Source organism: Achromobacter marplatensis (assembly GCF_002209535.1).
GTDB classification, from domain to species: domain Bacteria; phylum Pseudomonadota; class Gammaproteobacteria; order Burkholderiales; family Burkholderiaceae_B; genus Achromobacter; species Achromobacter marplatensis.
In genome coordinates this window covers 265,234-283,394 of record NZ_NJIG01000002.1, presented here as the reverse complement: position 1 = coordinate 283,394, position 18,161 = coordinate 265,234, and the positions used below count along the sequence as shown (strand labels likewise).

20 protein-coding genes and 4 tRNA genes are annotated in these 18,161 nt (G+C 64.2%); 16 read left to right on the top strand and 8 right to left on the bottom strand.

The genetic code is table 11. From position 1 onward, the window contains the following. The first annotated feature begins 57 nt into the window (after positions 1-57). Positions 58-594 carry an outer membrane protein assembly factor BamE gene (locus tag CEY09_RS04835; RefSeq protein ID WP_088587766.1) on the top strand — a complete coding sequence of 179 codons (537 nt, stop codon included), beginning with the start codon at positions 58-60 and terminating at the stop codon, positions 592-594. Between the two features lie 19 nt (positions 595-613). Then, positions 614-1,405, top strand: a complete 792-nt coding sequence (gene dapB / locus CEY09_RS04830; protein ID WP_088587765.1) for a 4-hydroxy-tetrahydrodipicolinate reductase — start codon at positions 614-616, stop codon at positions 1,403-1,405. An 82-nt stretch (positions 1,406-1,487) separates the two neighbouring features. Here dapB and murB read toward each other — a convergent pair whose 3' ends face one another. Then, on the bottom strand, positions 1,488-2,534 hold the full coding sequence (gene murB / locus CEY09_RS04825) for a UDP-N-acetylmuramate dehydrogenase (protein WP_088587764.1): 1,047 nt from the start codon (positions 2,532-2,534) through the stop codon (positions 1,488-1,490). Between the two features lie 193 nt (positions 2,535-2,727). Between murB and CEY09_RS04820 the strand changes: the two genes are divergently transcribed. The 7 genes from CEY09_RS04820 to CEY09_RS04790 all read left to right on the top strand — a co-directional run bounded on the left by CEY09_RS04820 (position 2,728) and on the right by CEY09_RS04790 (position 5,652). Next, positions 2,728-2,803: transfer RNA gene (locus CEY09_RS04820), tRNA-Gly, on the top strand. Between the two features lie 109 nt (positions 2,804-2,912). Beyond that, positions 2,913-4,094: an ankyrin repeat domain-containing protein gene (locus CEY09_RS04815; RefSeq protein ID WP_088587763.1), complete on the top strand. Its 1,182-nt coding sequence runs from the start codon at positions 2,913-2,915 to the stop codon at positions 4,092-4,094. A gap of 120 nt (positions 4,095-4,214) precedes the next feature. Continuing rightward, positions 4,215-4,290, top strand: a tRNA-Gly gene (locus tag CEY09_RS04810). Positions 4,291-4,429: 139 nt separating this feature from the next. Next, positions 4,430-4,505 (top strand) — tRNA-Gly (locus CEY09_RS04805). Between the two features lie 55 nt (positions 4,506-4,560). Next, positions 4,561-4,634, top strand: a tRNA-Cys gene (locus CEY09_RS04800). A gap of 65 nt (positions 4,635-4,699) precedes the next feature. Then, complete coding sequence (locus tag CEY09_RS04795) at positions 4,700-5,050, top strand: hypothetical protein (protein WP_006227709.1); 351 nt, start codon at positions 4,700-4,702, stop codon at positions 5,048-5,050. 2 nt (positions 5,051-5,052) lie between these two features. Then, positions 5,053-5,652: a DUF2946 family protein gene (locus CEY09_RS04790; protein ID WP_088587762.1), complete on the top strand. Its 600-nt coding sequence runs from the start codon at positions 5,053-5,055 to the stop codon at positions 5,650-5,652. A gap of 28 nt (positions 5,653-5,680) precedes the next feature. On the opposite strand, the gene CEY09_RS04785 is transcribed toward CEY09_RS04790, so the two are convergent. Continuing rightward, the gene (locus CEY09_RS04785; protein ID WP_208625042.1) at positions 5,681-6,145 is read right to left on the bottom strand and encodes a nuclear transport factor 2 family protein; all 465 of its coding nucleotides are present in this window, start codon (positions 6,143-6,145) and stop codon (positions 5,681-5,683) included. Positions 6,146-6,244: 99 nt separating this feature from the next. Beyond that, positions 6,245-6,646: a DoxX family protein gene (locus CEY09_RS04780; protein WP_006227706.1), complete on the bottom strand. Its 402-nt coding sequence runs from the start codon at positions 6,644-6,646 to the stop codon at positions 6,245-6,247. Between the two features lie 130 nt (positions 6,647-6,776). On the opposite strand from CEY09_RS04780, the gene CEY09_RS04775 reads away from it, so the two are divergent. The 5 genes from CEY09_RS04775 to CEY09_RS04755 all read left to right on the top strand — a co-directional run bounded on the left by CEY09_RS04775 (position 6,777) and on the right by CEY09_RS04755 (position 10,967). Continuing rightward, positions 6,777-7,709 carry a LysR family transcriptional regulator gene (locus CEY09_RS04775; RefSeq protein ID WP_167390018.1) on the top strand — a complete coding sequence of 311 codons (933 nt, stop codon included), beginning with the start codon at positions 6,777-6,779 and terminating at the stop codon, positions 7,707-7,709. A gap of 10 nt (positions 7,710-7,719) precedes the next feature. Then, positions 7,720-8,301 carry an NUDIX hydrolase gene (locus CEY09_RS04770; RefSeq protein ID WP_088587761.1) on the top strand — a complete coding sequence of 194 codons (582 nt, stop codon included), beginning with the start codon at positions 7,720-7,722 and terminating at the stop codon, positions 8,299-8,301. After that, positions 8,298-9,071 (top strand): leucyl/phenylalanyl-tRNA--protein transferase, encoded by a 774-nt coding sequence (gene aat, locus CEY09_RS04765; protein ID WP_088587760.1) that lies wholly within the window; start codon positions 8,298-8,300, stop codon positions 9,069-9,071. The genes CEY09_RS04770 and aat overlap by 4 nt, the downstream gene beginning before the upstream one ends. 41 nt (positions 9,072-9,112) lie before the next feature. Then, positions 9,113-9,847 carry an arginyltransferase gene (locus tag CEY09_RS04760; protein ID WP_006227701.1) on the top strand — a complete coding sequence of 245 codons (735 nt, stop codon included), beginning with the start codon at positions 9,113-9,115 and terminating at the stop codon, positions 9,845-9,847. A gap of 76 nt (positions 9,848-9,923) precedes the next feature. After that, the gene (locus CEY09_RS04755) at positions 9,924-10,967 is read left to right on the top strand and encodes a quinone-dependent dihydroorotate dehydrogenase (protein WP_088587759.1); all 1,044 of its coding nucleotides are present in this window, start codon (positions 9,924-9,926) and stop codon (positions 10,965-10,967) included. A gap of 190 nt (positions 10,968-11,157) precedes the next feature. Here CEY09_RS04755 and phaP read toward each other — a convergent pair whose 3' ends face one another. After that, positions 11,158-11,736, bottom strand: a complete 579-nt coding sequence (phaP, locus tag CEY09_RS04750; protein ID WP_006227698.1) for a TIGR01841 family phasin — start codon at positions 11,734-11,736, stop codon at positions 11,158-11,160. A 382-nt stretch (positions 11,737-12,118) separates the two neighbouring features. Between phaP and CEY09_RS04745 the strand changes: the two genes are divergently transcribed. Further along, positions 12,119-13,096 (top strand): tripartite tricarboxylate transporter substrate binding protein BugD, encoded by a 978-nt coding sequence (locus CEY09_RS04745; protein WP_006227697.1) that lies wholly within the window; start codon positions 12,119-12,121, stop codon positions 13,094-13,096. A 133-nt stretch (positions 13,097-13,229) separates the two neighbouring features. Here the strand turns inward: CEY09_RS04745 and CEY09_RS04740 are convergent, their stop codons facing one another. The 3 genes from CEY09_RS04740 to CEY09_RS04730 form a co-directional block, all read right to left on the bottom strand. After that, the gene (locus CEY09_RS04740; protein ID WP_006227696.1) at positions 13,230-14,093 is read right to left on the bottom strand and encodes an IclR family transcriptional regulator; all 864 of its coding nucleotides are present in this window, start codon (positions 14,091-14,093) and stop codon (positions 13,230-13,232) included. A gap of 157 nt (positions 14,094-14,250) precedes the next feature. Then, complete coding sequence (locus CEY09_RS04735; protein WP_088587758.1) at positions 14,251-15,066, bottom strand: competence/damage-inducible protein A; 816 nt, start codon at positions 15,064-15,066, stop codon at positions 14,251-14,253. 35 nt (positions 15,067-15,101) lie between these two features. Then, on the bottom strand, positions 15,102-15,911 hold the full coding sequence (locus CEY09_RS04730; protein ID WP_088587757.1) for an EI24 domain-containing protein: 810 nt from the start codon (positions 15,909-15,911) through the stop codon (positions 15,102-15,104). Between the two features lie 63 nt (positions 15,912-15,974). Here CEY09_RS04730 and CEY09_RS04725 point away from each other — a divergent pair, with 63 nt between their 5' ends. After that, positions 15,975-16,358, top strand: coding sequence for a thioredoxin family protein (locus CEY09_RS04725; protein ID WP_006227693.1), 384 nt, complete (start codon positions 15,975-15,977; stop codon positions 16,356-16,358). Positions 16,359-16,457: 99 nt separating this feature from the next. Here CEY09_RS04725 and CEY09_RS04720 read toward each other — a convergent pair whose 3' ends face one another. Then, positions 16,458-17,951, bottom strand: a complete 1,494-nt coding sequence (locus CEY09_RS04720; protein WP_088587756.1) for a DEAD/DEAH box helicase — start codon at positions 17,949-17,951, stop codon at positions 16,458-16,460. Positions 17,952-18,161: the final 210 nt, after the last annotated feature.

The window sequence follows — 18,161 nt, the reverse complement described above, 5'->3', positions numbered from 1 at the left end:
GAAACCTTTATGATAACGGTTTTGTCTGCTTCCAAATAATAGGGGCGCGTAGTGTCCATGATTGCACGAATTCCCTCCCGCTCGCTGAAGACCGGATTGGCCGTTGCCGCCCTGGCCGTCGCTCTTGCCGGTTGCACGGGAGACAAGTGGGGCTTCCCCTACAAGGCTGGCGTCCAGCAAGGTAACTGGATCACCCAGGAACAGGTCGCCCTGCTGCAACCCGGCATGACGCGCGAACAAGTGCGCTTCGCGCTGGGCAGCCCCACGCTGACCAGTGTGCTGCACGCCAATCGCTGGGACTACCCCTACTACTACAAGCCCGGCTACGGCGAAGCCCGCGAACGCAAGTTCACCGTCTGGTTCGAAAACGACCGGCTGACCCGTTGGGAAGGCGACAAGCAGCCTGACCTGCAACCCTACCAGCTGAACACACCCAGCCCCACGGCCGACGAAAAGGCCGACAAGCGCCTGGACCAGGACGAAGCCCGGCTGAAGGAAGAAGTGGAACAGAAGAAGCGCGACTCGGCCGCCCCGGTCAGCCCGCTGAACCAGTACCCCGGCCAGCCCGGCAACTCGCCCGAGCCGCTCCGCTAACCCCCAAGGATTCTTTTACATGCGTATTGCAATTGCCGGCGCCAGCGGCCGAATGGGCCAGATGCTGATCGATGCCGTCCTCAAGTCCACCGGCCTGCAACTGACGGTTGCGCTGGACCGCAAGGGCTCCACCGCCCTGGGCCAGGATGCCGGCGCACCGCTCGGCCCACAGACGGGCGTGCTCATCACCGACGACCTCGACGCGCTGGCCAAGGCCGACTGCCTGATCGACTTCACCCGCCCCGAAGGCACGCTCGAGCACTTGCAGGCCTGCGTCAAGCACGGCACGCGCGCCGTGATCGGCACCACCGGTTTCGACGACAACGGCCGCGCCGCGATCGACGTGGCCGCGCAGAAGATCGCCATCGTGTTCGCGCCCAACATGAGCGTCGGCGTCAACGCCACGCTCAAGCTGCTGGACATGGCTGCGCGCATCCTGAACTCCGGCTACGACGTCGAAGTGTTCGAAGCGCACCACCGCAACAAGGTCGACGCCCCCTCGGGCACGGCCTTGAAGATGGGCGAGACCATTGCATCAGCCTGGGACGTTGCCCTGCCGGACGTGGCCACCTGGAGCCGCCACGGCGACACCGGCGTGCGCAAGCCCGGCACCATCGGCTTCTCGGTCCTGCGCGGCGGCGACATCGTGGGCGATCACACGGTGTCGTTCTGCGGCATCGGCGAGCGCATCGAAATCACGCACCGCTCGGCCAGCCGCGCCACCTACGCGGAAGGCGCGCTGCGCGCTGCGCGCTTCCTGGAAGACAAGCACAACGGCTTGTACGACATGCAATCGGTGCTGGGCCTTTAAGGTCCTGCAAATACAAAAAAGGATCCCTCGGGATCCTTTTTTTTCGCTCGCGGTAGGCGGTCGGAGACGAAGCGTTGGCCGTTCAGACCACCACGGGCTCCGGCTCCAGCGTGACGCCATAGCGTTCGGCGACAGCCTGCTGGATCGCGTGCGCCAAGCCCATGATGTCCGCGGCAGTCGCCCCGCCGCGGTTCACCAGCACCAGCGCCTGCCGGTCGTGCACGCCGGCCGCGCCCAATGCCCGCCCCTTCCAGCCGCATTGATCGATCAGCCAACCTGCGGCCAGCTTGTAGCGGCCGTCCGGCTGGGCATAGGACACGAGCCCCGGAAACTCCGTCACCAGGCTGTCGCGCACGCTGGCCGCCACGATGGGATTCTTGAAGAAGCTGCCCGCATTGCCAGTGACGGCGGGGTCGGGCAGCTTGGCGCGGCGGATTTCGCACACCGCATCGAAAATGTCGCGCGCCGTGGGCGTGCCTTGCGCCAGCCGCGCATGGCGCTGCAGGTCGGGGTAGCCCAGCACCGGCTGCCAGGGCCGGGGCAACGCGAAACGCACGCTGACGATGATCCAGCGGCCCGGCGCGTCGTGCTTGAACGCGCTATCGCGGTAGGCAAAGCGGCAATCGGCTGCGCACATTTCAACCAACCGCCCCGCCGGCACATCCCAGGCGGTCAGGCTATGGAAGCGCTCTTCGAATTCCACGCCATAGGCGCCAATATTCTGAACGGGCGCGGCCCCCACCATCCCCGGAATCAACGCCAGGTTCTCCAAGCCGTCCCAGCCGTTGTGTACGCAGGTTTCCACGAAGCGGTGCCAGTTCTCGCCGCCCGCGGCCTCGACCAACCACGCGTCAGACCGCGCCTGCAGCAAGCGCACGCCCCTGAAAGCCACCTGCGCAACCAGGCCCGGCACCCGCTGGGGCAGTACCACATTGCTGCCGCCGCCCAGTACCAGGAGGGAGTCGGCTTGTCGCGCCAGCTTGGACAAGGCGGGCAATTGCGCAGGGTCGTCCAATGTGACAAGCGCGTCGGCACGGGACGCCAACCCCAGCGTATTCAGACGGGTCAGGTCTTGGGCAGTGGGGATTAACGCAACAGGGGCGGCGCTGGAGGGGGCAGGATTTGACATGGATGCTACTGGCTATGCTATAGTTTCTGTCTTCGCTCATATTACTTGATTGAGTGTTTGGGCCTGATGTTCAAGCAACATCATGCTCATGACAAACTCAAAAAAATCATGTAAGATGCGCGCCTTCTGATCGATAACCAAGTTGATCAGAGTGCATAAGAAAAAGGTTCTGGATCGTTTTTTCAGAATCCACGCGGGAGTAGCTCAGTTGGTAGAGCGCAACCTTGCCAAGGTTGAGGTCGCGAGTTCGAGACTCGTTTCCCGCTCCAAATTCAGATTTGCAGCGTTTTTCAGAAAATTCTGCTGATCATTAAAAAGGGCCTACGGGCCCTTTTTTCATTTCCGCCCTCACTGCAAGCATGCAGTACATTCCTGGGCATGCTGCAACCCCCCACCCGCACTTCCACGCCATTGCTGACCGCCCTGTCGGCCCTTTCCCTATGCGCGGGCGCGATCGCGGCCATCGCGGGCATGGTCACGAACACGACGGGCGGCATGTTCCCGAACCTGGCGTTGACGCTGGGGTTGATGGGATTGGGCCTGGGCAACGCCATCTCGTTCCTGTGCAACCTGTTCGCATGGCGCAGGGGCGCACGCCCGCGTTGGTTACGCATCCTGTTGCTCATCCAGGCCCTGCCCGCCCTCGCCTTTGCCGCTATCGCGTGCAAAGCCGTCTGGGACAACTGGCAGGACCACCGCAGCGCGCAGCAACATCGGGCCATCTGGAATGCGGTGCAAGGCGATGACGTCGCGGCCTTGACCACGGCACTGCAAGCCTGCACAGGGGCTTGCCGCGAAGGCACGACGAACGAAGGCCTGCTGATGGATGCGACGCTGGCACGCGCCCCCAAGATCGCGGACCACCTCGTGGCACATGGCGCATCGGTCAGCGCCAACCTGACGGCGCCGTCCCGGGACTTATACACCTGCGAAGGCCGGTACCTGCCCTCGCTTTCCACGCTGAGCATCGCCGTGGCGCAACGCGACGACGCGCTCGTGACCCTGCTGCTGCCCGTGAGCGATGCCGCCGCGCGGCGCGAGGCCATGTGGACGGCAGCCACGCTGGACCGCCTGGACACCGTGCAGCGCCTGGCTGCTAACGGCGTGCCGCTAGCCATTCGCGGCAAGACCCTGGACCAGAACGACACGCTGCTCGTGGCTGCCGCAAGCGGCGCCGCAACGACGGTAGGCCGATGGCTCATCGACACCCAGGGCCTGCCGGTAAATGCCGTCACCAACGGCCCCGACCCGTACCCGGGCACGGCGCCCATCGCCGCCCTGTTCGCATTCATGCGCGATACGCAGTCCCTCCGCGCCGTCGAGTTCCTGCGCTTGCTGCGCGCGCATGGTGCGGACCTGGACGCTCGTCAACGTAACGGCGCCACCGTGCTGGAAGAGGCCGTACGCATCGGCAGGAAGCCCGTCGCCGCCATGCTGATCGACGCCGGCGCCGACCCTGCCCTGTTGCCGCCTGAGGCACGCACACGCCTGGCCGAACTGCTGGCAGGCGCCGACGAGCCACCATTCGCTGAACGCGCGACGGGATGCATTCCGCCTTGAACTTTCGGGTCTCGCGCCCCGCCGCGTGCAAACTTTTTAAATTTCTGTATACTTCCGCCTCTCTTGCAAAGAACAACTTTTGGATTGCATCAATCCACCTGTTTTTCAGCGCAGGGAAATGCGGGAGTAGCTCAGTTGGTAGAGCGCAACCTTGCCAAGGTTGAGGTCGCGAGTTCGAGACTCGTCTCCCGCTCCAGATTTCGATTCGCAGCGTTTCTTTGAAAATTCTGTGTATAATCGCTGTCTTTGGTGGAAACGGCCAAGCGAAAAGTCATCGCGAATTTCACCACTGCATGCAGCAATGCACGCAGTAAGTAGTACAAAGCAGTACCCAAGCGGGAGTAGCTCAGTTGGTAGAGCGCAACCTTGCCAAGGTTGAGGTCGCGAGTTCGAGACTCGTCTCCCGCTCCAAATACAAAAAGGAAGCAACGGCCAACACCGCGCTTCCTTTTTTCTTGCAAGTGCTGGCGCAATGGCAGAGTGGTTATGCAGCGGATTGCAAATCCGTGTACGTCGGTTCGATTCCGGCTTGCGCCTCCAGCATCTTTCCCCCCTCCCCAGCATCTCGTTACGCATCCCTACGCGCTGTCAATCGAATGATTGCTATGGTGACGCCGTTTTCATCTGACGTCGAACCCATGCACCGCATTCTGAATTCCCGCGCTTGTTCCCCCTTGCTGGCCTTGTCGGCCGCCGCCGTGCTGTCGCTTGCGCCGTTGGCGGCCGAAGCCGATTCCGATCGCCACCACCATCGCCACGGTCGCGAGTACAAAGAGAAGTATTGGGAAGGCAATTGCAGGGTCGAGCGCAAATGGAAGCGCAACGGCGAATACCAGGAAAAGCGCAAATGCCGTGACGACTACCGTCAGGGCTACATGGCGCCGCCGCAAGTCGTCATGCCCATGGCGGCGCCGGCCATCATCATCAACCCGCCCCCCATCATCATCCGGCCCTGAACATGGATCAATCGGTGAAGGACGCAATCGCCCGCTGGCCCGATGTGCCAGCGGTATTCGGCTGGCTGTCGCTGGACGGCCGTGGCCGCTGGCGCCTGCACCCGCAAGGCCAGGCTGCGCAAGGCGGCGAGGGCGAATCCATCACCAACAGCCAGATCCTGGATTTCATCAGCCGCAACTATGAACACGACGACGCGGGCCGCTGGTTCTTCCAGAACGGGCCGCAGCGCGTCTTCCTGCGCCTGGACGCCGCCCCGTTCGTCCTGCGCCTGAGCGACGACAGCCGCCGCCTGCTCACCCACACGAACGTGCCGGTCGAATCCATCAGCGGATGGTGGCTGGATGATGCCGGCCAACTGTATGCGATGACGCCGGCAGGCGGCGCGATCGTGCTGGACCGGGACCTGCCCGCGTTGCTGGAAACGCTGGTGTCGGATACGGGCGCGCCCTTGCTTGACGCGCTGGCCGACCTGCCCACGGGCCACGTGATTCAGGCGTCATGGCCCGACGTCTACCCGGCCGCGCCGCTGCAAGCGATAGCCAGGAATGCCGTTGCGCAGGCACTGGGATTCGATCCCAATCCCCGCGCGACGCAAGACTGATCCGGCCAAGCCGGATCGACACCCAAGATCAGAACATGCCGTTGGTGTTGGCGGACTGCTCCGGGATGGGCTGCACCGCATCCCAATGCTCGACGATCTTGCCTTGCTCAAGCCGGAAGATATCGATGATGGCATTGCCGCGCGTGCCCGGCTCGCGCACCGCGTGCACATGCAGGATCACGTAATCACCATCCGTGAAGACACGCTTGATTTCGCTATGTGATTTGGGGAATTTGTCGCGCAGGAAGGCGACGAACTTGCGGAAGCCTTCAGGGCCGTCGGCCGCGTTCGGGTTGTGCTGCACGTAGCGGTCGCCCACATACTTCAGCGCCGCGTCCGCATCCTTCTGGTTCAGCCCCTTGTCGTAGAAGGCCAGCACCGCGGCCTTGTTGGCGGCTTCTTGCTCGGGACTTGCCTGGGCGACGGGCGACAAGACGGCGGCCAGCAGCAAGGCGCCCGCGGCGCGTCGGATCAATCGCATCGAAACAATCATCAAGACTCCTGAAGGGAAAAAAGGCGGCCGGCTCATTCTATGAGCCGGCCGCCCCATCAACCATGACCGCCTCGGTAGACAGTCTGGTGCGCGCAGCGATCAGCCGCGGCCGCTTTTGACCAGCGCAAATTTGCCGTCGCCCAGCAACGCCAGCACGGCGGCGCCCACGGTCAGGAAGATCGGGTATTCCCAGCCGCCGCCCGCATTGCTGAAGCCCCAGCCATTGCCGAAGTGGACGGTAGACGCCACGAACAACTGCACCACGGCAATGGCAGCCACCCAGCGCGGCACGATGCCCAGGATCAGCAGCGCGCCCGCGGCAACTTCGAAGAACGTAACCGGGTAGGCCAGCCAACCGGCAAAGCCGATCTTGGCGAAGAACTGCGCGGTGCCAGGCAGCGTGAACACCAACAGCTTGGTCAGGCCGTGGGCCAGGAACATGACGCCGAGGGCGACACGCAGCAACAGCGCGGCGTAGGGCGCGGTACGGGTATCAATCATTGGACTCTCCTTGAGCGGTTCAGGAATCGCCCGATACGGGAAGATTCATCTTGGGCGCTATTCTTGCGATTCCAAAAACAAAGATAAACATGCAGAATTGCAAATTATTGTTCCCCGTTAGGAAACAATCTTGGACACCCATACCGCCATGCAGACCTTCGCCAAGGTCGTGGAACTGGGCTCATTCGCGGCTGCCGCCGACAAGATGGACCAAGCCCGGTCCGTCGTGACCCGGCAGATCGCCTATCTGGAACAGAAGTACGGCGTGCGCCTCTTGAACCGCACCACGCGCAAGCTCAGCATGACCGACGCCGGGCGCGCCTTCTATGACCGCGTGCGCCCCATCCTGGCCGAAGTGGCCGACCTGGAGCTGTCGCTGCAGGCCGAAGGCCAGCGCCCCAGCGGCCGCCTGCGGGTCAGTGCACCGGTGTCGTTCGGCATCCTGCACCTGGGCCCCGCCATTGCCGAATATCTGCAGCGCTATCCCGACGTCGTCATTGACCTGGACTTGAATGACCGGGTCGTTGATCTGGTCGAGGACGGCTATGACGTGGCGGTGCGCATCGGCCCGCTATTGGATTCTTCGCTGGTGGCCCGCCCCCTGGCGCCGCAGCAATTGCGGGTCTGCGCCGCGCCCGCCTACCTGAAGCGCCACGGCACGCCCAAGACGCCCGAAGACCTGAAGCAGCACCGCTGCCTGCACTACGCCTACGCCAGCACCGGCAATGAATGGCATTTCGAGAAAGATGGGGTGACACATCTGGTGCGCGTGAATGCGGCGCTGCGCGCCAATAACGGCGACGTGCTGCGCACCGCCTCGCTGGCGGGGCACGGGGTCATCCTGCAGCCTGAATTCCTGGTGGGCGACGATATCCGTGCCGGGCGGCTCGTGACGCTGCTGGCCGACTACGCACACACCCCGATCTCCATGTACGCCATTTATCCCCACCGGCGCTTCCTGTCGCCCAAGGTGCGGTCTTTCGTCGAACACCTGGAAGCGCGCTTCGGCGTCCCGGCCCCTGCCGCCCCGGGGCGGCGCGCCACTGCCCGCCGCAGCCGTTAGAATCCTACCCATGACCGCGAAACCGTCCATCGAATACTTCCCCGCCCCCCGCCGTTCGCTTTTTTGCAGCCAGTGCGGCACGCCCGTCAATCGCCGGGTGCCGGAAGGCGACAACCGTGAACGCGACATCTGCGATCACTGCGGCGCGATCCACTACCAGAATCCGCGCCTGGTGGTCGGCACGGTCCCGGTCTGGGAAAACCGCATCCTGCTTTGCCGGCGCGCGATCGAGCCGCGCTACAACACCTGGACACTGCCCGCCGGCTTCATGGAGCTGGGCGAGAGCACCGCGCAGGGCGCGGCCCGCGAAACGCTGGAGGAATCCGGCGCGCGCATCCAGCTGGGCGAGCTCTACACCTTGATCGACCTGCCCCAGATAGACCAGGTGCACGTGTTCTACCTGGCCCAGGCCTTGGGCCCTGAACTGGATCCCGGCCCCGAAAGCCTGGAAGCCCGCTGGTACGACGAAGCCGAGATCCCCTGGGACGATCTGGCGTTCCGGACGGTCGCCACGACGCTGCGGCACTACTTCGAAGACCGCAAGCAAGGCGGCTTCGTCCCCCACCACTACACCCTCGAATCGCACCGTTGAAGCTGCCCTGGCTTGCCGCCGACACCCCGTTTCCACCAGCCGAATTCGCGCTGACGGATCCTGATGGCCTGCTGGCGGCAGGGGCGGACTTGTCCCAGGAGCGCCTGATCCAGGCCTACTCCAACGGCATCTTCCCTTGGTATTCGGAAGGCGAGCCCGTGCTGTGGTGGAGTCCCGATCCCCGCATGGTGCTGGCAGTGAAGGATTTTTCCCCTTCGCATTCGCTGCGCAAGCTGCTGCGCCAGATCGCCAGCCAGGAACATGACGCATCGCCCCGGGTGCAGGTGCGCGTGGACACCGTCTTCCCGCAGGTGATGGCGCACTGCGCCGCCCCGCGCGATGGCCAGCCCGGCACCTGGATCACCAGCGCCATGCAGCAGGCCTACGCGGGCTGGCACCAGGCCGGGTACGTGCACAGCATCGAAACCTGGATCGATGGCGAGCTTGCCGGCGGCCTGTACGGCATCAGCCTGGGGCGCATGTTCTTCGGTGAATCCATGTTCACCCGCGTGCCCAACGCGTCGAAGATCGCGCTGGCCTACCTGGTGCGCTACCTGAGCAGCCACGGCGTGCAATGCATCGATTGCCAGCAGCAGACGCGGCATCTGGCCAGCCTGGGCGCCCGGCCCATCGCACGGACCCGCTTTCTGCAGCACGTGCGCCAGGCGACGGCAGACGCGCCCATCCCGTGGACGCGGGGCATCCTGGACAGCGGTGGACACCTGTTGCCCGATGCCGCATCCGACGCCAACTTAGGCGTTAATATGTAGGCATCCCGTCGCGGACTTGCCGTCGCGATGCGTAATTCCCCATGAGCCAGCTCAAAGAACTTCCCTTCTCCACGCTGCAGTTCTACGCAACCGCTCCCTACCCTTGCAGCTACCTGCCGGGTCGACAGGCTCGGTCGCAGGTCGCCGCGCCCGGCCATCTGATCAACGCGGGCACGTACTCGCAGCTGGTCGAGCAGGGCTTTCGCCGTAGCGGGCTGTTCACCTACCGCCCCCATTGCGACAACTGCCAGGCCTGTGTGCCGGTGCGCGTGGATACCGCCGGGTTTGCGCCCAACCGCAGCCAGCGCCGCGCCTGGCGCGACCACCAGAACCTGCAGTCCTTCGTGGCCGAACTGGCGTGGTCGCCCGAACATTACCGGCTGTATACGCGTTATCAACAGGGCCGGCACCCGGGCGGCGGCATGGACGAAGACAGCCGCACCCAATATGCGCAGTTCCTGCTCACCAGCCGCGTGAATACGCGCCTGGTGGAATTCCGCGACCCCGACGGGGTGCTGATGATGGTGTCCATCATCGACGTGCTGGATGATGGCTTGTCGTCGGTCTATACCTTCTACGATCCCGATATCGAAGGCAGCCTGGGCACCTACAGCATCCTGTGGCAGATCGAGCAGTGCCGCAACCTGAACCTGCCCTGGCTGTACCTGGGCTACTGGATCGAGGACAGTCGCAAGATGTCCTATAAATCCAGTTTCCACCCCGCGCAATTCCTGTCCGACGGCGAATGGCGCGACCGGGTCGTTCCGTCCCCCTGATTTCTTCCGCCCGCGTGCCTGCGAGCCCTCGGCCCTGGCCGCAAGGCTGGCGAAATTCGCTCTACAATTCCGCCCCATGTCTATCCTCTTCCACGCCTATCCCCTGGCCCGCCCGGCGCTGTTCGCCATGGACGCGGAAACCGCCCACGAAGTCACGCTGTCGGGGCTGCAACGCGCCTATGAGTGCGGCGCCACGCGCAAGCTGATGCACGCGCAGCCCAAGGCGCCCAGCACGCTGATGGGCATGCAGCTGGCCAACCCGATCGGGCTGGCGGCAGGCCTGGACAAGAACGGCGCCTATATCGACGCGCTGGGCAATCTGGGGTTTGGTTTCATCGAGGTCGGCACGGTTACCCCCCGCGCGCAACCCGGCAACCCGAAGCCGCGCATGTTCCGCCTGCCGCGCGCCAACGCGCTCATCAACCGGCTGGGCTTCAACAACCAGGGCCTGGACGCGTTCCTGGCCAATGTGCAGCGCAGCCAGTGGCGCAAGCAAGGCGGCATCCTGGGCCTGAACATCGGCAAGAACGCCGATACGCCCATCGAGCGCGCGGCCGACGACTATCTGATCGGCCTGGAAGGCGTGTACCCCCATGCCGACTACGTGACGGTGAATATCTCATCGCCCAACACCAAGAACCTGCGCGCGCTGCAAAGCGGCGACGAACTGTCGGCGCTGCTGGCGCAATTGGCGGACAAGCGCCGGGCGCTGGAAGACCAGCACCAGCGCCGCGTGCCGATGGCGGTGAAGATCGCCCCCGACCTGACGCAGGAGCAGATCGACGCGATCGCCGACACGCTGCCGCGCCATGGCATCGACGGCGTCATCGCCACCAACACCACCCTGTCGCGCGATTCGGTCGCGGGCCAGGCGCACGCAGACGAAGCCGGCGGCCTGTCGGGCGCGCCGGTGCATGAACTGTCATTGAAGGTGATCCGCCGCCTGAAGGAACAGCTGGGCAACAGCCTGGCCATCATCGGCGTGGGCGGCGTGCTGTCGGGCCAGCAGGCCCGCGAAAAAATGGCCGCCGGCGCCGATGCCGTGCAGCTGTACACCGGCCTGATCTATCGCGGCCCCGCGCTGGTGGCGGAATGCGTGCGCGCGGTGGCCAAAAAATAAAGCTTGGCCTCCCCCTGAAAACCCCCTAAGGCCCCTAAGGGCCCCTAAGGGCCTCCTACCGGGCGCTCTTTCGTCAAAGCGGCCACACAAAAAAAAGGGGCCACCCGGTGGGTGGCCCTAATTCCAGCTCTGCTCTGTCACTCAACAGTACTACATTACTGCGATTTACGCAGCATCGCGCGTCAGAGACTTAGGCGCTGCGACGGCTGCGGTTGGCAACCTTGGTGGCGGCATCGGCGGCATCCGTTGCAGCCTTGAAGGTCGCGTTGGCGGCGGCATTCAGGTTCGATTCGGCGACTTCAGCAGCCTGCTTGGCGGCCTTGGTGACGGAATCGTAGGCGCTGGTCGCGGTGGCCAGCGAGGACTTGAACAGGGCAACGGCGCTTTCCGAGCCGGCCGGGGCGTTCTTCGAGAACTGATCGACGGCTTCGCTCAGCTGTTGCTGGCCTTCGGCGATCTGTTCTTCGGTCAGCTTGACCAGGCTGCCTTGGACGCCGGCAACGATGTCATACACGTGCTTGGTGTAAGCCATGGCCTTTTCGGCGCCCGGCTGCAGCAGACCGGAGGCGAACGCCGCGGCTTCTTGCGGGTCCTTCACTTCGGCGGCTTGTTGCGAACGCTGGGCGACTTCGTCCAGGGTGGCGCGAACGACCTTCAGGTTCAGCTCGACCAGCTTTTCAAAGCCAGCGAAAACGGCGGACTGGGCGGCCACGAAAGTGTTGATGCTGGCCTTTTGACGGTCCAGAACTTGTTGCGGAATTGCGCTCATAGGATGCTCCTTTGTGGGTAGCCGGAAGCTTCCGGCAAGTCAGGATGGTTGTCTGCGACGAAAAATAAAAACGTGCGCGGAAACTGGTACTACAAGCTACCGCCGGCCCGTTTGATGCACTGCACAATTCACATTCTAGACTGGCAGAATTTCTTGTCAAGCAGTTTTTGTGCAACGCAACAAGTATTTGCACTTTAACGGTGCACGCCCCTGCACGACTTTGATCCTGCTCAAGAATTTCCCATGATTCGGGAAATACCGGACATGACGGCGTATCAATTCTTTTCTAAACTGCTTTCACGCTGATGACAGACAAATACAAATCAAAAGTCAGCGGTCAAAACTAAATCGCAGCAAGCAAAACCCTGCAATTGGAGACTTCATGACCCTAATTCCCCGCACGCTTTCGGCCCTGCTCGCGGCCAGCGCCATGCTCGCGGCCGGCGCCGCCCACGCGGAATATCCGGAGCGCCCCATCAATATGGTGGTGCCATTCGCTGCAGGCGGCCCGACCGACAACGTCGCCCGCTCGCTGGCGGAAGCCATGCGGCCGAGTCTGGGCCAGACGGTTGTGGTCGAAAACAAGGGGGGTGCCGGCGGCACCATCGGCACGACGCAAGTCGCCCGCGCCCAGCCGGACGGCTATTCCATCCTGCTGATGCACGCCGGCTTCTCCACCGCGCCGTCGCTGTACAAGAACCCCGGCTACGACCCGTACAAGAGCTTTGAGCCCATCGGCCTGGTCGTTGACGTGCCCATGACCATCATCGCGCGCTCGGACTTCCCGCCCAACAACATCAAGGAACTGGCCGAGTACGTCAAACAGAACAAGGACAAGGTCTCGCTGGCCAACGCCGGCATCGGCGCCGCCAGCCATCTGTGCGGCACCATGCTGGTCGAAGCGCTGGGCGTGCAACTGCTGACGATCCCCTACAAGGGCACTGCGCCTGCCATGAACGACCTGCTGGGCAAGCAGGTGGACCTGCTCTGCGACCAGACCACCAACACCACGCAGCAGATCGAAAGCGGCAAGGTCAAGGCCTACGCCGTGACCAGCCTGAAGCGCGTCCCCACGCTGCCCAATCTGCCCACCATGGACGAGTCCGGCTACAAGGGCTTTGACGTGGGCATCTGGCACGGAATGTGGGTGCCGAAGGGCACGCCCAAGCCCGTCGTGGACAAGCTGATCAAGAGCCTGCAAACGGGTCTGGCCGACCCCAAGTTCCAGGACCGCATGAAGCAACTGGGCGCCACCGTGCTGACTACCGAGGCGAACCCGCAAGCGCTGGACGCCAAGGTCAAGCAGCAGGTGCCCCAGTGGGCCGAGCTGTTCAAGAAGGCTGGCGTCGAACAGCAATAACGCCGCTGGCATAAGAAAAAGCCCCTTGAATCTTCAAGGGGCTTTTTTGCGGGATGGCGCGGGCGTTGCTTGATGGGTTGCGCGCGCTCCAGGCCTATTTTCCATGGAACTGGCCTTTCGCCCTTCACCCATCCTACGGGCGCAGTGCTTCCGCCGCCATCCCCAAGCCGTTGAAACCGGTGGACACGGACGGTTCGTAACCCAAGGCTTCGGAAATGCTGGCCGCGGTGTCAACCAAGGCCTTGATCCAGTCGTCCTGCAGGCGTTCGGCGGGCGCCGAAATCGACAGGCCCGCCACCAGCTTGCCGGTGTCGTCGAAAATGCCGGCGGCGATGCACCGCACGCCAAGCTCCAGCTCTTCGTTATCGCGCGCATAGCCATGGCGGCGCACCAGGGCCAGCTCGCGCTCCAGGCGGTCCAGGTCGGTCAGGCTGTTGCGCGTGTGGCCGGCCAGCCCGGTGCGCAGCGCATAGGCGCGTACCTGGCGCGTATCGCCGGTGGACAGGAACAGCTTGCCGGTAGAGGTCAGGTGCAAGGGCGCGCGGCCGCCGATGGCGCGCACCACCTGCATGCCCGAGCGTTCGCTCCAGGCGCGGTCGATGTAGACGATCTCGTCGCCCTGCTGAACTGACAGGTTGATGGTCTGCCCCGTCAGCTTATGCAGCGAGCGCATGGCCGAAATCGCCGCTTCACGCACGTTCAGGCGCCCTTTCACCAGCGAACCCAGTTCCAGCAGACGCATGCCCAGCTGGTACAGGCCGTTATCGACGCGTTCGACGTAGCGGCCCACGACCAGGTCGTTCAGGATGCGGTGCGCCGTGGAAGCATGCAGGCCGGTGGTCGCCGACAATTCCTTGAGCGTGACCGGGTCCTGCTGGGCGGCCAGGGCATCCAGGAGGCGCATGGCGCGCTCGATCACCTGGATCGCGATGGGATGGGCGGGAGCGCCTTCGGTTTCGGCGTCCAGGGGATTGCGGGGGGGCGAAAGACGGGGCATAGGGGAAGGTTGGGGCTCGCGCCGCGCCGCCGAAAAAAACCGGCCTTGCGGCAACGCAGCAAACAGTTCTTTCCCGTATTGTGAAATTTACCGCGCCGTTTGGCAATGGGTTTTTCACCAATAAACGGGGTCCGCACCCGTTTTTTGCCGATCGGCGTCAGTGGGCGGCCGGTGGCGCCAGCTTTCCGCCCAGGCGCAGCACTTCGGCCCGCAAGAACTCCAGCGCCTCTGCGGCGGCGGCGGGTTCGCCCTTGACGCCCAGCTCGATATGCGGGGTGCCACCGGCTTCACCAACGCTGGGCAGGCTGAACGCGCGTACGTCGGGCCACCGGGTTTCCACGCTGATCATGGCCGGCGTGATGCGCGACTCGGGCATGCTGAACACCAGGAAGGAATGCTCGACGTGGGCGCGTACATGCTGCAGTGCACGATAACGGGTGTCCAGCGTCCATTCCAGCATCGGCCACGCCATGACCGGGAAGCCCGGCACGAACGTGTGGCCCTGGATGAAGAAGCCCGGAATGCGGTTGTACGGATTCGGAACGATCTCGCAACCTTCGGGGAACATGCCCATCTGCAGGCGCTGCTGGTTTTCGGGCGCGCTCATGTCGGCGGTGCCCTGCCCTTTGGCTGCCATTTCGGCGGTGCGCAGCGCGATCGCCGCTTCGGCTTCGGGGTGCAAGGCGAGCGGCAGGCCCAGCGCCGCGGCGGCAGCTTGGCGGGTGTGGTCGTCCGGTGTCCCGCCGATGCCGCCGCAGGACAGCACCACGTCGCCGCTAGCGAAGCTGCGCCGATAGGCCGCCACCAGCGTATCGCGGTCGTCGGGCAACACTTCGGCCCAGCCCAGTTGCATGCCGCGCGCGCTCAGGAGCTCGACGACTTTCGAGAAATGCTTGTCTTGACGGCGGCCCGAGAGGATTTCATCCCCGACGATGATGAGGCCAATGCGGCGGGCGGCGGATTCTGCGGCCATGTCCGATTCCAAAGGGTAAGAGGGGAAGACGCCGGTCAGGCGTCGATGACGCGGTCCTCGCGCAAGCGCTTCAACGCGTCCAGTCCGTAATGCGCATAGACCAGCGCCGAGAACACCGGCAGGATAATCCACGCGGGCGGCAACAAATTCAAGAGCGAACAGATCAGGCCGATGGTCCAGAAGCCGCCGTTATTGCGTTCCAGGATCAGCTTGCGTTCCTCAGGGCTGGCGTGTTCAACAATGGCGTCCACGCGCATCATGCGCGAGAACGCGAACGCCCACCAGAAGATCGACAGCACGATGGCCATGGGCGGCACCAACCACAGCGGCAGCGTCAGCAGCCAGCCGGCGGCAAATGCCGCGGACACCCAGACCGCATTCCACACGCTGACCGCGGTGGCGTTCTTGCCTTGCCGCGCCACGCCGGCGTACTCGCGCTGCCCCACGTGGCGCAGCACCAGCGGCATGACGAAGACGGCCGCGATCGCCAGGCCCAGGATGCCTGACACGGGCAGCAGGATGGCCACCGCGATGATCGGGACCAGATAGATCTTGAGCGAGAACAGCCCCATCGCAAGCATCCAGTCCTCGGCGCGGTTCACGAAGTCCCAGCGCGCCGCCTCGGCGGCCAGCCATTCGTTCAGCGGCGTCCAGAATAGGTAGAGCAGCAAGAAGGCGCCGATAAGTGCGATCAGGAACGGCAGCAGCACCGCGAACAGCATGCTCGGGTGGCACTGGGAGACGAGCGCGCGCTTGAACGCCTGGCCCACGCTGACGGCGCCGGCCCCTGCGGCGGACAAGCGGCCGTTGCCGGGGCGGGGGGAATCAGTGTGCAAAGCGGTCATGGGAGCGGAAAAAGGGGGTGGACATCCCAGGTATGATAGTCAAACACGCCTTCATCTGCTCACATGTCTCTACTCGTACCCGGCACTGACCTTGCCGCCCTGCGCGCGCGGCTTGGCGCAACCCCCGACACCTGGCTGGTGGCCTGTTTCTGCGCGGCCTGGTGCGACACCTGCGAGCAATACAAGCCCAAGCTGCAGGCGCTGGCCGCCACGCTGCCGCAGCATGTCTTCGCCTGGATCGACATCGAAGACCATGCGGAACTGCTGGGCGACGAAGACGTCGAGAACTTCCCCACCCTCTTGGTGCAGATCGGCAACCGCGTCGTGTTCTACGGCCCCATGCTGCCGCATATCGGGCACCTGGAGCGGCTGCTGGAAAGCGTCGATGCGAATAGCCCGGCTGTTGCCACGGAACTGCCCGATCTGCCGAAGTTGCTGGCGGCCTGAGCCCGCGGGCCCGCAAGAGAAATCCCGCGATAAAAAACCCGCAAGCCTTCCGGCGTTGCGGGTTTTTTTATCGTCGAGCATTTTCATGCCCGAAGGCAATCAGTTCTTGCGCGAGCCGCCCAGCAGCACCGCCACCTGGCGCTTGGGCGCCGAGGACGAGTTGCCATTGGTGTTGTTGCTGGGCGCCGGCTCTTCGGCCGTCGAGGAAGACGCCGACGGCTCGTAGGGCTTCAGGAAGAAATCGTCGACCGGCTGGCGCGAACCGCCGGACGTGTAGCCCGAGCGGCGATCCGACGAACGGCCACGGTCGCCCCGGTCGCCACGGCTGTCGCGGCTGGATTCGCGGCCTTCGCGCGAGGACGAACCGCTGCGCTCGTCGCTGCGGCGGTGGCTGCGCGCCACGGCGTCGGCCGGCAGGTCGAGGGTGCCGCGCGGCACTTCGCGCTTGATCAGCTTTTCGATGTCGAGCAGGAAGCGCTCTTCGTCCGGCGTGAACAGGGCGATGGCTTCGCCCGATGCGCCCGCGCGGCCGGTACGGCCAATGCGGTGCACATAGTCTTCGGCGTTGTAGGGCAGGTCGTAATTGATGACGCAAGGCACGCCCGCCACGTCCAGGCCGCGGGCGGCCACATCGGTGGCCACCAGCACTTCCAGTTCACCAGCCTTGAAGGCTTCCAGCGCCTTCATGCGGTCGGCCTGCGTCTTGTCGCCGTGGATCGATTCGGCCTTGACGCCGTCGCGTTCCAGTTCGCGCGCCAGGCGCGCCGTGCCGATCTTGGTGTTCGAGAACACGATGACCTGCTTCAGGCCGCGCGACTTCACCAGATGCACGACGGCGGCGCGCTTGGCGTCGCCGGACATCTTGTAGGCGATCTGCGTGATCGTCGTAGCGGTGGCGTTGCGCGCCGCGACTTCGATTTCAACCGGGTGGTTCAGGTACGAACGGCCAAGCTTGCGGATTTCGTTGCTGAACGTGGCCGAGAACAGCAGGCCTTGGCGCTGCGTGGGCAGCAGGCGGATGATGCGTTCCAGGTCGGGCAGGAAGCCCATGTCCAGCATGCGGTCCGCTTCGTCCAGCACCAGGATGCCGACCTGGCTCAGGTTCACGTTCTTTTGTTCCACGTGGTCCAGCAAGCGGCCGGGCGTGGCCACCAGCACTTCGCAACCGCGGCGCAGCGCTTCCTTTTGCGGACCGATATCCACGCCGCCGAACACCACGGCCGAACGCAGCGGCGTCTGCTTGCTGTAGCGCTTGACGCTTTCGTACACCTGGTCGGCCAGTTCACGCGTGGGCGTGAGGATCAGCGCACGCACCGGATGCCGCGCGGGCGACGCGCTGGCGTTGGCCAGGGGCATCAGCCGGTGCAGGATGGGCAGCGTGAACGCGGCCGTCTTGCCGGTGCCGGTTTGCGCGGCGCCCATGACATCGCGCCCTTCCACCACGACAGGGATGGCTTGGGCCTGGATGGGCGTGGGGATCGTGTAGCCGGTTTCGGCGATGGACTGCAGCAACAGGGGGTGCAGCCCGAAATCGGCGAACGTCGGCGCGGGCGCGTCAGCGGTGGGTGCTACGGATTGAGTGGATTCAGTCATCAGGGTTTGGCAGATACCGGGACCAGTGAAAAAGAACAAAACGAGAGTGCTACATGCACTGCACTACATATGCATCGGGGCAATCCGAATACGTGTGGCCGCAACGCGACGGCACGCAAATCGCCGCAAAGCGCTTTCGGCTTCGCGGACAATCGGCACCCTGCCTTGCAGGCCAGTAGGCGCATTCTGGATTCGATACTTATGAGGGCA